Raw genomic sequence first — 15,034 nt, 5'->3', positions numbered from 1 at the left:
CCCCCCGCGCCGGCCGCCCCCGTGATCCCGGGCATCCCCGCCCCGCCCGCCGCCACCGCGGCGGCGCCCGGAGTGCAGGCCGTGACCGGCAAGGCCGCCATCGAGGCCGCCTACGCCGGCGCGGGCGGCGAGAAGGGCACGCTCGGCCGCGCCGTCGCGAACCCGATCGCCTTCCCCGACGGCTCGATCCTGCAGTCGTACCAGAACGGCACCATCTACTACACGAAGGCGAACGGCGCGCAGGTCGTCCCGTCCGGCGTCTCCGCGCCCGCGACGCTGCTCAACTGGGCCACCGCCTTCGCCGCGGGCGGGGCGCCGAGCCTGCCGCCGCTGCCGCTGCTCAACCTGATCCCGGGCTGGGGCGACGTGATCGGCATCAACCCGACCCCGGGCGACACCCCGACGGGCGTGCCCGCGGTGCCCGTCGCGCCCGGCGACACGGCCGCGGCCACCCCGGGTGCGAGCACGCCGTCCGCGCCGGCGGCCCCGTCGGCGTCCGCCGCTCCGTCCGCGCCGGCGGCCCCGGCGACCACCGCCCCCGCCGCCCCGGCGGCACCATCGGCCCCGGCGGGATCCACCCCGCTCGCGGTCCCGACGGTGCCGAACGCTCCGGCTTAGTCACAGGCCCGGGCCGGGTGGCGTCATCCACGCCGCCCGGCCGGTACCCTGAACGTCCGTGGCGACAGATTCCTCCCAGAACCAGCGGCCCTATGACCTCATCGTCGTCGGCTCGGGCTTCTTCGGCCTGACCGTCGCGGAACGGACCGCCGCCGAGCTCGGCAAGCGGGTCCTGGTGATCGAGCGCCGGCCGCACCTCGGCGGCAACGCCTACTCGGAGGCCGAGCCGGAGACCGGCATCGAGATCCACAAGTACGGTGCGCACCTCTTCCACACCTCCAACGAGCGGGTGTGGGAGTACGTCAACAAGTTCACCGACTTCACCGGCTACCAGCACCGCGTCTTCGCGATGCACAAGGGCCAGGCCTACCAGTTCCCCCTCGGCCTCGGCCTCGTCAGCCAGTTCTTCGGCCGCTACTTCACGCCCGACGAGGCGAAGGCGCTCATCCAGGAGCAGGCAGCGGAGTTCGACTCCAAGGAGGCGAAGAACTTCGAGGAGAAGGCGATCTCGCTGATCGGCCGCCCCCTCTACGAGGCCTTCATCAAGCACTACACGGCCAAGCAGTGGGAGACCGACCCGAAGAACCTGCCCGCGGGCAACATCACGCGCCTGCCCGTGCGCTACAACTTTGACAACCGGTACTTCAACGACACCTACGAGGGGTTGCCCGTCGAGGGGTACACGGCCTGGCTCGAGAACATGGCCGCCTCGGACCTCATCGACGTGCGCCTCGACACCGACTGGTTCGACGTCCGCGACGAGATCCGCGCCGCCAGCCCCGAAGCCCCCGTCGTCTACACCGGCCCGCTGGACCGCTACTTCGACTACTCCGCGGGCCGCCTCGGCTGGCGCACGCTCGACTTCGAGACCGAGGTCCTCCCGACCGGCGACTTCCAGGGCACCCCGGTCATGAACTACAACGACGCCGACGTGCAGTACACGCGCATCCACGAGTTCCGCCACTTCCACCCGGAGCGCAAGGACTACCCGACCGACAAGACGGTCATCATGCGTGAGTTCGGCCGCTTCGCCAACGACGACGACGAGCCCTACTACCCGATCAACACCCCGTCGGACCGCGAGATGCTCGCGGCCTACCGGGAGCTCGCCAAGACGGAGGCCGCGGAGCGCAAGGTGCTCTTCGGCGGCCGCCTCGGCACCTACCAGTACCTCGACATGCACATGGCCATCGCCAGCGCGCTGTCGATGTTCGACAACACCCTGCGTCCGCATCTCGAAACCGGTGCCGCGCTCACCGAGGAGACCGCACAGTGACCGATCAGGCCCAGACCCTGCTGCAGCGCGTCATCCTGCCGCGCCCGGGCGAACCGCTGGACGTGCGCTCGCTGTACATCGAGGAGGCCGAGACCAACTCGCGCCGCTCGCACGCGCCCACCCGCACGTCGCTGAACATCGCGGGCGAGTCCGAGGTCAGCTTCGCCACCTACTTCAACGCCTTCCCGGCGTCCTACTGGCGACGCTGGACCGTCCTGCAGGACGTGGTGCTGCGGATCGAGCTCAAGGGCACCGCCCGCGTCGACCTGTACCGCTCCAAGGTCGACGGTGCGCGCATCGCCCTCGGCGGCGGCCTGGTCCAGACCGACGCGACCGGCTACGGCGTCGCCGAGTTCGCCACCGACCTCGGCCCGTTCGAGGACGGCGGCTGGATCTGGTTCGACGTGACCGCCGACAGCGACACCGAGATCATCTCCGCCGGCTGGTACGCCACCGTCGGCGAGGAGGGCCTGCCGGCCAAGCGCGTCACCGTGGGCATCCCCACCTTCAACCGGCCCGACGACGCCGTCGCCGCGATCACCGCGCTGACCAGCGATCCGCTGGTCGACGAGGTGATCGACGCCGTGCTCATGCCCGACCAGGGCACCAAGAAGGTCATCGACCACCCCGACTACGAGGCCGCGATCGCGCCGCTCGGCGATCGCTTCCGCCGCTTCGAGCAGGGCAACCTCGGCGGCTCCGGCGGCTACGGCCGGATCATGTACGAGGCGCTGCGCCTGACCGACAGCCCGTACGTGCTGTACATGGACGACGACATCGCCATCGAGCCCGACTCGATCCTGCGCGCGCTGCAGTTCGCCCGGTTCGCGAAGTCGCCGATGCTGGTGGGCGGGCAGATGCTCAACCTGCAGGACCGCAGCCACCTGCACTGCATGGGCGAGGTCATCGACCGCAACGCCTTCATGTGGACCGCGGCGCCTTTCGTCGAGTACGACCACGACTTCTCGAAGTACCCGCTCTCCGACAAGGAGAACAGCAAGAACCTGCACCGGCGCATCGACGTCGACGGCAACGGCTGGTGGATGTGCCTCATCCCGCGTGTCGCCGCCGAGGAGATCGGCCTGCCGATGCCGCTGTTCATCAAGTGGGACGACTGGGACTACGGCCTGCGCGCCGCCCGCGCCGGCTACCCCACGGCCACCGTGCCCGGCATCGCGATCTGGCACATGGCCTGGTCCGACAAGGACGACGCCATCGACTGGCAGGCCTACTTCCACCTGCGCAACCGGCTCGTCGTCGCCGCGATCCACCACGAGGGCAGCACCCGCGGCATCATGACCAGCTCCATCAAGGCGCTCATGAAGCACCTGCTGTGCCTCGAGTACTCGACGGTCGCGATCCAGATCGAGGCCATGCGCGACTTCCTGCGCGGGCCCGAGGGACTGTACGAGCTGCTGCCCACCGCGCTGCCGAAGATCGCCGCGATGCGCAAGGAGTACCCGGACGCCGTGGTGCTGCCCAGCGCCACCGAGCTGCCGCGGACCTCCGGCGAGGCCACCGCCTTCGGCACGAGGATCCCGCTGAACCCCATCACCAAGGTGACCACCCTGGCGAAGGCCGTGCGCAACAACCTGCGCCCCGCGGACCCGCGCAACCACGAGGTGCCGCAGGCCAACTACCCGCCGCTCGAGGCCCGCTGGTTCAGCCTGGGCCGGGTCGACGGAGTCACCGTCACCACCGCCGACGGCCGCGGCGTGGTCTACCGCCAGCGCGACCGGGAGAAGATGTTCGCGCTGATGCGGGAGAGCCTGGCCGTGCACCGCGAGGTGGACCGGCGGTTCGCCGAGATGCAGCAGCGGTACCGCGCCGCGTACCCGGATCTCACCAGCCGCGCGGCGTGGTCGAAGATCTTCGAGCCCGAGCTGTCGGCGCCGGGAGCCGAGTCGGCGGGCCGGACAGACGACGCGTCCGAGAAGGAGAAGACCAAGTGAGCGCGAACGCCCCGGAGCAGGCACTGACCCCCGAGGAGATGATCCTCGTGGGCGTGCAGGCGCAGCTGGCCGGCCGTCCCGGCGTGCTGCCGGCCGCACGCGGCCTCAGCCACTTCGGCGAACACTCGCTCGGCTGGCTCGGCCTCGCCGCGCTCGGCGCGGTGCTGCAGCCGAAGCGCCGGAAGGAGTACGTGACCGCGGGCGTCGGCGCCTTCGTCGCGCACGCGGCGTCCGTCGTGATCAAGCGGATCGTGCGGCGCAAGCGGCCCAACCATCCGTACATCACCGTCGGCGTCGGGACGCCGAGCAAGCTGAGCTTCCCGTCCTCGCACGCCACCAGCTCGACGGCCGGCGCGATCCTGCTGGGCCGCGCCTCCGGCGTCCCGGGCGGCGCCGTGCTGGCGCCCGCCGCGATCGTGCCGCCGATGCTCACCTCCCGCATGGTCCTCGGCGTGCACTACCCGACGGACGTCGCCGCCGGTGCCGCGATCGGTGCGGCGACCGCGCTGGCCGCGATCGAGGGTGAGAGACTGTGGGTCGATCGAGCGGCGCGGCGCGGCTCGAAGAACCGGACGAAGGGATCGAACAGCTGATGAGCGAGGAGCCGATCGAGCACGGCGAGCCGAAGGCACCGTCGAACCTCGCGACCGGACTGATCAAGGCGATCCGGCCCCGGCAGTGGGTCAAGAACGTCCTCGTCGTGGTGGCCCCGCTGGCCGCCGGCCGGGACCAGCTGGAGTTCGTCAAGTTCGGCAACGTCGGCATCGCGTTCATCGCGTTCTGCCTGGCCGCGTCGTCGATCTACCTGATCAACGACGCCCTCGACGTCGAGGCCGACCGCGCGCACCCGACCAAGCGCTACCGCCCGATCGCCGCCGGCGTGGTGCCGGTGAACCTGGCGTACGTGCTGGCGATCGTGCTCGGCGCGGCCGCGATCGGCATCTCCTTCCTGGCGAACCCGCAGCTCGCGATCGTGATCGCGGTGTACATCGTGATCCAGCTGGGCTACTGCTTCGGCCTCAAGCACCAGGCCGTGATCGACATCTGCATCGTCAGCTCGGGCTTCCTGCTGCGCGCCGTCGCCGGCGGTGTGGCCGCCGAGCTGCCCAAGGGCCTGTCGCAGTGGTTCCTGCTGGTGATGGCCTTCGGCTCGCTGTTCATGGCCGCGGGCAAGCGGTACGCGGAGCTGCAGCTCGCCGAGCGCACCGGCGCGAAGATCCGCAAGTCGCTGGAGTACTACACCACGACGTACCTGCGGTTCGTCTGGACGCTCGCGGCCACCGCCGTGGTGCTCTGCTACGGCCTGTGGGCCTTCGACACCACGAAGCATCCGAACAACATCTGGTACACCCTCTCGATGGTGCCGTTCACCATCGCCATCCTGCGCTACGCCGTCGACGTCGACGGCGGCGAGGCCGGCGAGCCGGAGGAGATCGCCCTGGGTGATCGCGTGCTGCAGGTGCTCGCGATCGCGTGGATTGGAACCGTCGTTGCCGCGGTCTACTTCGCCTGACGCCCAGGCCGGCGAGTCCGCCGGCGCGGCCCCCTCGACCTTCTCCGCACCCCGAGTCAGCTTCTGGCTCGGGGTGGCGGCGTGCGCGGTCCTGTTCGGCTACGGCGCCTGGCAGCGCCGGTGGATCGCCGACGACGGCCTCATCGTGCTGCGGACCGTCCGGAACCTGCTGGCCGGGAACGGCCCCGTCTTCAACGCCGGCGAGCGCGTCGAGGTCAACACGTCCGCCGCCTGGACGTACATCATCTGGTTCTTCTCCTGGCTTAGCGGCGTGCAGACCGAGTACGTCGTGCTCACCGTCGCGCTGGTGCTGTCCGTCGCCGCGATCCCGCTGGCCATGCTCGGCACGGCGCGTCTGTACCGCGGCGGCCCCGGCTGGGCGCGGCTGCGCGGCTCCGGCCTGCTCCTACTGCCCGCGGGCGGCCTCGTCTACATGGCGCTGCCCCCGGCCCGCGACTTCGCGACCTCGGGCCTCGAGGTCTCGCTGACCATCTTCTGGGTGGCGCTGCTGTGGTACCTGGCGATCTGCTGGTCGCAGGCCGACCGCGATCCCGCCCCGGGGCGCGAGCGGACCCGCTACTGGATCCTCACCTGCAGCACCGCGTTCGTCGCCGGCCTGTCCTGGCTGGTGCGGCCCGAGATGGCCGTCGTCGGCGGCCTGGTGCTGATCGTCATGTTCGCCGCGCCCGTCGGGCTGAAGCTGCGGCTCGCGCTGACCGCCGCCGCCGGCCTGCTGCCCGTCGGGTACCAGATCTTCCGGATGGGCTACTACGGCCTGCCGGTCCCGAACACGGCCGTCGCCAAGGACGCCAGCGGTTCCAAGTGGGGGCAGGGCTTCACCTACCTGATGAACCTGGTCGAGCCCTACTCGCTGTGGCTGCCGGTGCTGGCACTGCTCATCGCGATGCCGCTGATCCTGCTGCCCGCACGCGGCGCCCGCAGGCCGCTGACCGGCGGTTTCCGGCTGCCGCGCGGCGGCGTCGCCGGCGTGCGCGACCGGCTGCAGCGGCCCGCGGTCATCGTCGCGGTGATGTTCCTCGGCGGCGTCATCGAGACGCTGTACTGGCTGCGCCAGGGCGGCGACTTCATGTCGGGCCGCGTGCTCCTCGCGCCCCTGTTCCTGCTGCTCCTCCCGGTGATGGTGATCCCGCTGCGGATCCCGTCGCGCCGCCCCGAGGATTCGACGGTCCGCGGTATCGCGCGCCTCGCCACGGGGACCGCGGGCGCCGCGGTCGCGGGCGTGCTGTGGGTGCTGGTGATCGGCTGGGCCCTGCACGCCACGACCTTCCGCGGCCAGCCCGACGGCACCGCGATCGGCACGTCCGGCATCGTCGACGAGCGGGCCTTCTACTCGCTGCAGACGGGCCATGCGCATCCGCTCACCGCGGACGACTACCTGGACTACCCGCGCATGAAGTCGCTGCAGGAGATCCTGCGCACCACCCCGCGCGGCGGCGTCTACCTGCCGTCCTTCGACTACGACTGGTGGTTCATCGATCCGCTGCCGTACCCGCGGCCGGACGACGTGCCGCTGCGGCAGACCGTCTTCTTCACCAACCTCGGCATGACCGGCATGAACCTGCCGCTCGACGTGCGGGTGTGGGACCAGATCGGCCTCGCCTGGCCGATGGCCTCGCACACCGCGCGGCTCGAGGACGGACGCATCGGGCACGACAAGGAGATGTTCCCGGACTGGGCCGTCGCCGAGGCGAAGGCCTACCCGAAGAAGCCGGCGCTGCCGCCGTTCATCGACCCGGACTGGGTGAACCAGTCCCGGGTGGCGCTGACCTGCCCGCAGATCCAGCAGTTGCAGGACTCGTACGCCGCGCCGCTCACCTTCGACCTGTTCAAGCGGAATTTCAAGCTCTCGCTCGCGAATATGCAGCTGCGCATCGACCGGGTGCCCGAGTACACGCTGCGCATGTGCCGCCTCGACGTGCCGCCGCCGCTCCCCGACGACCAGAAGTCGATGCCGAAGCCCTGATGGACCTCGCCGGGACGCTGCGGGAGATCGCCGACTGCTCGGTGCTCTCCGACGACGGCGCCGTCGCCGGGTACGTCACGGACTGGACCGGCCGGTGGCGCGGCGGGCCGGCGATCGTCGCGCGACCACGCACCGTCGCGGCCGTCGCCGCGGTGATGGCCGCGTGCGCCCGGGCCGGCGTCGCGGTGGTGCCTCAGGGCGGCAACACGGGCCTCGTCGCCGGATCGGTCCCGCCCGCCGGGGCGGTCGTGCTGTCCCTGAGCAGCCTCGACGCGATCGGGGAGGTCACCGACGGCGCGGTCACCGCGGGCGCCGGGGTCACCCTCGCGGCGCTCGAGTCCTTCGCCGCCGCGCGCGGCCTGACCTGCGGACTGTCCCTGGCGTCGGGGGAGTCCGCCACCGTCGGCGGCGCGGCCGCCACCAACGCCGGGGGAGCGGAGGTGCTCCGCTACGGCTCCGCGCGGGCCCGGATCGCCGGGCTGCGGGCCGTCCTGTCCGACGGTGCCGTCCTCGACCGCCGGCGTCCGCCGGCCAAGGACAACACCGGCTACGACCTCGTCGACCAGCTCGTCGGCTCGGAGGGCACCCTCGCCGTCATCACCGACGTCACGTGGCGCCTCGACGCCGCGCCGGGCGAGCGCACGGTGCTCGTGCTCGCCTTCCCGTCCGTCGTCGACGCCGTTGCGGCCGTGCCCGCGTTGCGGGGCCTTCCGGGGCTCCTCGCGCTCGAGTGGTCCGACGGTGCGGCCGTCGCCCGCGTCGCCGCCCACCTCGGCGCGCCCGCGCCGCTCCCGACGGACGGCTGCTGGGTGTTCGCCGAGTTCGACGGTGCGCCGGAGGCGGCGGGCGTCGTCGCGGGGCTGCTGCCGGACAACAGGATCGCCGTGGGCGCCGGGCCTGAGGACCGGATCAGGCTGTGGCGCTACCGCGCCCGCACGACCGAGGCGGTGAACGCCGCGGGTGTACCGGTCAAGCTGGACGTGGGCGTGCCGCTCGAGGACTTCGCCGCCGCGCAGGAGGCGATCGTCGGGGCCGTGGCCGCGGTCTCCCCGGACGTCGAGCCGGTGCTCTTCGGGCACCTCGCGGAGGGGAACGTCCACGTCAACCTGCTGCCCGGGCCGACGGCGCCGGCCCGCCGGTTCCCGGAGGAGCTCGCGGAGCGGCTGGAGGCCGCCGTCCTGGGGCAGGTGCTGGCGCACGGCGGCACCGTCAGCGCGGAGCACGGTATCGGCCGCGCGAAGGTGCCCTGGCTCGCGCGGCAGCGCGGCGCGGATCAGGTCGCGCTCATGCGCCGCCTCAAGGGCGCCTGGGACCCGTCGGGCCTGCTCAATCCCGGAGTTCTCTTCGACGGCTGACCGATTCGCGCCCGACGGGCCGCTGTTTGCGATCGCCTGCAGCGGGGTGACGCGGCAGCGTACATTGGCGACTTGCGATCCGAACCCCGACGGATGCCGACGAATCGAGGAAGCGATGCCCGCGCCGCCGCACCCCCGTGAGCACGACCGCGTCGCGGCGGTGAAGGCGCTGCGGATCATGGACTCGGAACCGGTACCCGATCTCGAGCGGATCGCGGAACTCTCGGCGGCCCTGTGCGGGGTGCCCTTCGGCTCGGTGAACATCATCGACTTCGACCGGCACTACACCGTGGCCTCGTTCGGGGCCCCGCGGATCCACGCGTCGCGCGCGGACTCGCTGTGCTCCCTCGCAGTGGCCGGCGACCAGGTGGTCTACGCGCCCGACGCCAAGGTCGACGCCCGGTTCCAGGGCCTGAGGTTCCTCGATCTCGCCGACCCTCCGATCCACCTGTTCGCGGCGGCCCCGATCTGCACCAGCGATCGGCTCCCGGTGGTCACGGTGCGGATCTACGGGTCCGAGCCGCGGGAGCTCAGCGACCGGCAGCTCGGTGGGCTCGCGGACCTCGCGGACCTCGCGATGAGCGTCCTCGAGCTACGGTCGGCGGCGCGCACCCTGCACAACACGGCGACCACGGATGCGATCACGAGGCTGCCCAACCGGCACGCTCTGGAGTTCCTCCTCGCCGGCGAGCAGGCCGCACCGATCAGGGTGGTGGCGTACGCCGACCTCGACCGGTTCAAGCGGTTCAACGACGGGCTGGGGCACGGCGCCGGCGATGAGGTCCTCCGTGGGGTCGCACGTCGCATCGATTCGGCGATGGGGCCGGACGATGCCGTTTACCGGGTCGGGGGCGACGAGTTCGTGGTCGTCTCCCGGGCTTTGGACGCGACCCCGGACGAACTGGTCGAGCGGTTGAGCGCCGCGGTCGGGCGCGCCCCGATCCGCATCGACGGCGCCGACATCGACGTGAGCGTGACGGTCGGCGCGGTCCTCGTGGCGGACCACCCGTCCGCCGGCGCGGCCATCGCCGCCGCGGATGCCGCGATGTACCGGGCCAAGGCGGCGCCGCGGGTCCGAGCTCAGAGGCGGTGACGGTCGAGGAAGTCCTCGATCGCGGCAGCGAAGACCTGGTTGTCGTCGCCCGCGACCATGTGCCCGGCGCCGCTGACGTCGGCGACCTCCGCATGCGGCACCCGCTGCAGCATCTTCGCCACGCCCTCGTCGCTCACGACGTCGGACTTGCCGCCGCGGACGATGAGGGTGGGCACGGTGACCCGCTCGGCCGCGGCGCCGAGCCGGTCCTTGTCCTGGATGCGGGCCTCGTTGCGGTCGTCGCCGCGGATGAACGCGGGGTCCCAGTGCCAGTACCAGCGGCCGTCGGCGCGCAGCCGGACGTTCTTCTTGAGGCCCTCGAGGTTGCGGGCGCGCTTGCGGGTGGGGTTGTAGGCGGCCACGGCGTCCGCGACCTCGTCGAGCGTGGCGAAGCCGTCGGTGTGCGCGGCGAGGAACTCGGTGACCCGCTCGATGCCCTTCTTCTCGGCGTCCACCACGACGTCCACGAGCACCAGCGCCGCTGCGATGCCCGGGTTCTCGCCCACCGCGGAGAGACTGGTTATGCCGCCGAGGGAGGCGCCGATCAGGACCGGCGGCGGACCGTCGAGCGTGCGGAGCACCGCCACGAGGTCCCCGACGAAGTCGCCGAGCGCGTACGCACCGTCGGCCGCCCAGCCGGTGTCGCCGTGCCCGCGGGCGTCGAGGGTGAGCACCGTGTAGCCCCGTTCGGCGAGCGCGGCCGCGGTGCGGTCCCAGGAGTGCCGGGTCTGCCCCCCGCCGTGCAGCAGTACGAGCGTCGTTCCCGCACCGTCCCCGCCGCGCCAGCGGTCGCCCGCGATCCTCAGGCCGTCGGCGTCGACGGTGAAGGGCTCCGCGGAGGGGTGCATTTCGGTCATCGAACAGTCCTATCACGGTCGACGAGGGTCGTGACCCGGGCCACCCTCCGCGCGGCACCCGGACCCGAAATCACACCCGTGTAACACTGGTCCCATGTCATCGCTGGGCCGAATCGGAACGTTGCTCGTGGCCGGCGCCGTGGCGGCGGGGACCGTCGTGGCGGCACCGTCGGCCCTGAACCCCGCGCCCGCGCACGCGGACCCGGCCCCCGCGAAGTCCCGGATCACCGACGCGCAGTGGCAGGGCGACCACCAGGTGGACCTCACCGTCTACTCCGCGGCGATGAACGACTCGATCAAGATCCAGTTGCTGCTGGCCCGCGACTGGCACGCGGACCCCAAGGCGAAGTTCCCCACGCTGTACCTGCTCGACGGGATGCGGGCGCGCGAGGACCGCAACGGCTGGCTGCTGGAGACGAACGTCGCCGACTTCTACCGCGACAAGAACGTGACCGTCGTGCTGCCCGTCGGCGGCCAGTCCAGCTGGTACACCGACTGGAAGCGCCCCGACAACGGCAAGAACTACCGGTGGGAGACCTTCCTGGCGAAGGAACTGCCGCCGCTGTTGCAGCAGGGCTGGCGCGCCACCGACGTGCGCGCCGCGGCGGGCGTCTCCATGGGCGGCACCGCCGCCGTCACCCTGGCGGCCCGGAACAAGGGCCTGTACCGGTTCGCCGGTTCCTACTCCGGCATCCTGTCCACCAGCACGCCCGGCACCCCAGAGTCGATCGGGATCGCCATGCGCGACGCGGGCGGTTTCAACGCCGACGCCATGTACGGCCCGCCCACGGACCCCGCCTGGGCGCAGCACGATCCGCTCAAGTTGGCGGAGAAGTTGCGCGGCACCAGCCTGTACTTCAGCTCGGGCAACGGCTCGGGCGGCACCGGCGCGCCGACCGACCTGCAGGCGATGGCGCTCGAGGTGCTGGCCCGCTCGTCCAACCAGGCCTTCGCGATCGAGCTCAACCGGCTCGGCATCCCGGCGAACGCGCTCTACCGCCCGTCCGGCAACCACAGCTGGCCCTACTGGCAGTTCGAGAACGGGCAGGCCTGGCCGCAGGTGCAGGCGGCCCTCGGCGTGGCGAACCCGAAGCCCTGCGGCATCGCCGGCGCGATCGGCGAGGCCGCCCCCAAGGCCCCGACGCTCGGCTCGTGCGTCACCGTCGAGTACGCCGTTCCCGGCGGCCGCGCGCAGGACTTCCGTGGCGGCCAGGTCTTCTGGTCGGCGGACACCGGCGCGCAGGTCGTCGGGGGCGCGATCGGCGGCGCCTACCTCGGCACGGGCGGCCCCGGCGGGCCGCTCGGCTACCCGACCGGCGGCGAGCGGGTGCTCGCCGACAAGAAGGGCCGGTACCAGCAGTTCCAGCACGGCACCGTGTACTGGAGCCCGCAGACCGGTGCCCGCGCGGTGCGCGGCGCGATCCGGGACAAGTACGCCGCCCTGAACTACGAGCGGTCCCCGCTCGGCCTGCCCTTGGGCGACGAGACGAAGCTCCCCGCCGGCGCCTTCCAGCGTTTCCAGGGCGGGCAGGTCTACTGGTCGCCGAGGACCCCCGCGACGGTGGTGAACAACGGTCCGATCTTCGCCGAATGGGGGCGCCAGGGCTATGAGGGCGGCCGCCTCGGCTACCCCGTGGCCGATGCCACCCCGATCCCCGGCGGCTTCGAGCAGCGCTTCGAGCGCGGTGTGATCGCCCTGGTCAACGGGGTTGCGACCGCACGCTGACGCCCGCCCGCGGGTTGCGCTTCCGCGCTGCCGGTAGCCTGGGCAGCGCCCACGTGCGGGACGTCACTTTCAAGGAGAGAAGACATGGCTGGACTTCGGGGAGCCCTCGCGGCCGCAGTGATGACGAGCGGCGTGCTGCTCGGTGCCGTCGCGTGCGGCGGCAGTTCGACGGTCGAGGCGCCCACCACTCCCGTGGAGGGTGAGCCCACGTCGCTGCCCGCGACCGCCCCCGGGTCGGCCACGGCACCGTCGGGCTACCCGGGCGCGAGCTCCGCCGCGAACACGGCCCTGACGCAGAAGGACAAGGACTTCATCGCCAAGGTCCGCCAGGACGGCGTGAAGGCCCCCGACGACGTGGTCATCAACGCCGCGCAGTTCGCGTGCGAGTACGACAAGTCCGGCCGCGACGCCAAGAACCTCGAGCCCTTCGTGGTCGGCATCCTCGGCCCGTACGACGGCGACGCCGCGTCCGGGAACGCGAAGAAGTTCATCACCGAGGCGCGGGCCTCCTACTGCAAGAAGTGATCTTGTGACGCATCAGGAGCCCGGGAAGCCCAGCGGCGGGCGCAGGTTCACGCCGCTGACGATCGTCGTCGGCGTCGTCGTGATCATCGCGCTGGTGCTGCTGGCGATCCTGGTGGGCACGTGGCTCCGGCCCGGCCCGTCGCTGCCGCCCGTCTCGCCGGACAGCTCGTCCTCGAGCCCGTCGGCGACCGCGGCGCGGCCGACCTCGCAGCCGGCGGACTGCCCGGACGTCCAAGTGATTTCGGTGCCGGGTACGTGGGAGTCGTCGGCGAAGGACGACCCGTACCGGCCGACGTTCAACCCGAACTCGCTGATGCTCAAGATCACCGGGCCGCTGGCGCAGGCCTTCCCCGATGCGCGGGCGGACGTCTGGACCACGCCGTACGTGGCGCAGTTCTCGAACCCCGTCGCCATCCCGCCGGACGGGCAGGCGTCGTACGAGAAGTCGCGCACCGAGGGCTACGACAAGACGGTCGCGCAGATGAAGAAGGTCTACGACAAGTGCAAGCTCACCGGCTTCGTGCTGATGGGTTTCTCGCAGGGCGCGGTCATCGCCGGCGACATCGCCGCCGAGATCGGCGCGGGCAAGGGCGTCGTCCCCGCGGAGAACGTGCTCGGCGTCGGACTGATCTCCGACGGCCGGCGCGAGCCGGGCGATGCCCGGACCGCCGGCCCGAACCCGCCCGGCGTGGGGGTCGAGGTCGCGTACGGCGGCTTCAGCTTCGGCAGCCTGTCGCTGCGCGGTAAGCGCGAGGGCGGCTTCGGCGCGGTCAAGGACCGCACCGTCTCCCTGTGCGGCAACAAGGACCCGATCTGCAACCAGCCCAAGGACATCTTCCAGGCCGGGAACCTCGCGACCACGCTGCCCGAGCTGGAAAAGGTCCTCACCGGCAACTCGCACGCGCTCTACGCGACGACGACCGACTGGTCGTCGAACGGGCAGACGGCGACGCAGTGGCTGCAGAACTGGGCGCGGGGTGTGATCGACAAGGCGCCTAAGCCTCCCCACAGCTAGCCCTGGTATCCACATAGGAATGGCAGGAACGAAGAGTCAGGGCGCGCGGAAGGCCGGGCGCGTGTTCGGCATCGCCGTGATCATCGCGGCGATCATCGCGATCATCGTGGTGATCACGCTCATCATCTCGATGCTCCGCAAGCCCGCGCCCGCCCCGCCCGGGCCGCCGACGGGAACGCAGGCCGCGGACTGCCCCGATGTCCAGCTGATCTCCTTCCCCGGCACCTGGGAGTCGTCGGCAACCGACTCGCCCGAGGCCCCGAGGTTCAACCCGCGCTCGCTCATGCTGCAGGTGACGAACCCGCTGGACAAGCGGTACGCCGACGCCCGCGCCGACATCTGGACCGTGAACTACGCGGCCCAGTTCCACAACCCGGTCGCGGTGCCGCCGGACGGCCAGATGACCTACCAGGCCTCGCGGCAGCAGGGCACCGATCGCGCGCTCGCCAAGATCACCGCGGTCAAGGACAAGTGCCCGCGCACCGGCTTCGTCTTCGTGGGCTTCTCGCAGGGCGCGACCATCGCGGGCAACATCGCCGCGCAGATCGGCGCGGGCAAGGGCCCGATCGCTGCCGAGCGGCTGCTCGGTGTCGGCCTGATCTCCGACAGCCGCCGCGTGCAGGGTCAGGGCAGGGCCATCGGCCCCGACCCCGCGGGCGAGGGCGTCGAGGTGACCTTCGCCGGCTTCAGCTTCTCGGGCGTCGACCTGCAGGGCAAGCGCGACGGTGGTTTCGGCTCCGTCAACGATCGCGTCGTCACGATCTGCGGCTCGAACGACCCCATCTGCAACCAGCCCAAGGGCGGACTGCTCGGGCTCGCCACCGGCCTGCCGCAGGTGATCTCCACCATCACGCAGAACTCGCACGCCGCGTACGGCACCACCGCCAACTGGTCGCTCGACGGCAAGACCGCCACGCAGTGGCTCACCGGGTGGGCCACCGGCGTGATCGACAAGGCGCCTAAGACCAAGTAGCCGCGGCCCGCCCGCGCCTGAGTCAGGGACGGGCCGGCTGCTGCTGCGTCGCGCAGTGGATGCCGCCGCCCGCGGCGACGGGTCGGGACACCTACCGTCCCAGGTGTGACGACGGATCGCGATCGCCTGTCGCGGCGGTGTGGGCGC

General features: G+C 71.7%; 12 protein-coding genes and 1 pseudogene. 12 read left to right on the top strand and 1 reads right to left on the bottom strand.

Going from position 1 to position 15,034, the window contains the following annotated elements; all coding sequences use genetic code 11:
- The 8 genes and pseudogenes from FK530_RS25965 to FK530_RS21645 all read left to right on the top strand — a co-directional run.
- Window positions 1-618 (top strand): annotated as a pseudogene (locus FK530_RS25965) (hypothetical protein); the annotation flags it as partial.
- A gap of 58 nt (window positions 619-676) precedes the next feature.
- Complete coding sequence (gene glf, locus FK530_RS21675) at window positions 677-1,894, top strand: UDP-galactopyranose mutase (RefSeq protein ID WP_146489047.1); 1,218 nt, start codon at window positions 677-679, stop codon at window positions 1,892-1,894.
- Window positions 1,891-3,846: a glycosyltransferase gene (locus FK530_RS21670; RefSeq protein ID WP_146489046.1), complete on the top strand. Its 1,956-nt coding sequence runs from the start codon at window positions 1,891-1,893 to the stop codon at window positions 3,844-3,846. The genes glf and FK530_RS21670 overlap by 4 nt, the downstream gene beginning before the upstream one ends.
- A gap of 38 nt (window positions 3,847-3,884) precedes the next feature.
- Window positions 3,885-4,439 (top strand): phosphatase PAP2 family protein, encoded by a 555-nt coding sequence (locus FK530_RS21665; RefSeq protein ID WP_146489052.1) that lies wholly within the window; start codon window positions 3,885-3,887, stop codon window positions 4,437-4,439.
- Complete coding sequence (locus FK530_RS21660) at window positions 4,439-5,359, top strand: decaprenyl-phosphate phosphoribosyltransferase (protein WP_146489051.1); 921 nt, start codon at window positions 4,439-4,441, stop codon at window positions 5,357-5,359. The genes FK530_RS21665 and FK530_RS21660 overlap by 1 nt, the downstream gene beginning before the upstream one ends.
- Window positions 5,337-7,343, top strand: a complete 2,007-nt coding sequence (locus FK530_RS21655; protein WP_146489045.1) for an arabinofuranosyltransferase AftB family protein — start codon at window positions 5,337-5,339, stop codon at window positions 7,341-7,343. Before FK530_RS21660 ends, FK530_RS21655 begins: the two co-directional genes overlap by 23 nt.
- Window positions 7,343-8,698 (top strand): FAD-binding oxidoreductase, encoded by a 1,356-nt coding sequence (locus FK530_RS21650; RefSeq protein ID WP_146489044.1) that lies wholly within the window; start codon window positions 7,343-7,345, stop codon window positions 8,696-8,698. The genes FK530_RS21655 and FK530_RS21650 overlap by 1 nt, the downstream gene beginning before the upstream one ends.
- Window positions 8,699-8,813: 115 nt before the next feature.
- Window positions 8,814-9,791, top strand: coding sequence for a GGDEF domain-containing protein (locus FK530_RS21645; protein WP_146489043.1), 978 nt, complete (start codon window positions 8,814-8,816; stop codon window positions 9,789-9,791).
- Here the strand turns inward: FK530_RS21645 and FK530_RS21640 are convergent.
- Window positions 9,779-10,648: an alpha/beta fold hydrolase gene (locus tag FK530_RS21640; RefSeq protein WP_146489042.1), complete on the bottom strand. Its 870-nt coding sequence runs from the start codon at window positions 10,646-10,648 to the stop codon at window positions 9,779-9,781. The two genes, FK530_RS21645 and FK530_RS21640, sit on opposite strands and share 13 nt — an antisense overlap.
- 94 nt (window positions 10,649-10,742) lie before the next feature.
- On the opposite strand from FK530_RS21640, the gene FK530_RS21635 reads away from it, so the two are divergent.
- The 4 genes from FK530_RS21635 (at window position 10,743) to FK530_RS21620 (ending at window position 14,887) form a co-directional block, all read left to right on the top strand.
- On the top strand, window positions 10,743-12,374 hold the full coding sequence (locus FK530_RS21635; RefSeq protein WP_146489041.1) for an alpha/beta hydrolase-fold protein: 1,632 nt from the start codon (window positions 10,743-10,745) through the stop codon (window positions 12,372-12,374).
- A gap of 84 nt (window positions 12,375-12,458) precedes the next feature.
- A complete protein-coding gene (locus FK530_RS21630) occupies window positions 12,459-12,899 on the top strand; it encodes a DUF732 domain-containing protein (protein ID WP_146489040.1) in 441 nt (146 codons plus the stop codon).
- A 4-nt stretch (window positions 12,900-12,903) separates the two neighbouring features.
- Window positions 12,904-13,914 (top strand): cutinase family protein, encoded by a 1,011-nt coding sequence (locus FK530_RS21625; RefSeq protein WP_146489039.1) that lies wholly within the window; start codon window positions 12,904-12,906, stop codon window positions 13,912-13,914.
- Window positions 13,915-13,933: 19 nt separating this feature from the next.
- Complete coding sequence (locus FK530_RS21620) at window positions 13,934-14,887, top strand: cutinase family protein (protein WP_146489038.1); 954 nt, start codon at window positions 13,934-13,936, stop codon at window positions 14,885-14,887.
- The last annotated feature ends 147 nt before the right edge of the window (window positions 14,888-15,034 follow it).

The organism is Tsukamurella conjunctivitidis (assembly GCF_007858475.1).
GTDB lineage: Bacteria > Actinomycetota > Actinomycetes > Mycobacteriales > Mycobacteriaceae > Tsukamurella > Tsukamurella conjunctivitidis.
The sequence above is the reverse complement of the archived record's forward strand: the minus strand, read 5'-3'. Positions and strand labels throughout refer to the sequence as shown.

Bases quoted from the DNA above. Each gene is read 5' to 3' on its own strand.
- FK530_RS21660 (WP_146489051.1), top strand. From the start codon at position 4,439: ATGAGCGAGGAGCCGATCGAGCACGGCGAGCCGAAGGCACCGTCGAAC.
- FK530_RS21650 (WP_146489044.1), top strand. From the start codon at position 7,343: ATGGACCTCGCCGGGACGCTGCGGGAGATCGCCGACTGCTCGGTGCTC.
- FK530_RS21665 (WP_146489052.1), top strand. From the start codon at position 3,885: ATGATCCTCGTGGGCGTGCAGGCGCAGCTGGCCGGCCGTCCCGGCGTG.
- FK530_RS21630 (WP_146489040.1), top strand. From the start codon at position 12,459: ATGGCTGGACTTCGGGGAGCCCTCGCGGCCGCAGTGATGACGAGCGGC.
- FK530_RS21635 (WP_146489041.1), top strand. From the start codon at position 10,743: ATGTCATCGCTGGGCCGAATCGGAACGTTGCTCGTGGCCGGCGCCGTG.
- FK530_RS21640 (WP_146489042.1), bottom strand. From the start codon at position 10,648: ATGACCGAAATGCACCCCTCCGCGGAGCCCTTCACCGTCGACGCCGAC.
- FK530_RS21645 (WP_146489043.1), top strand. From the start codon at position 8,814: ATGCCCGCGCCGCCGCACCCCCGTGAGCACGACCGCGTCGCGGCGGTG.
- FK530_RS21620 (WP_146489038.1), top strand. From the start codon at position 13,934: ATGGCAGGAACGAAGAGTCAGGGCGCGCGGAAGGCCGGGCGCGTGTTC.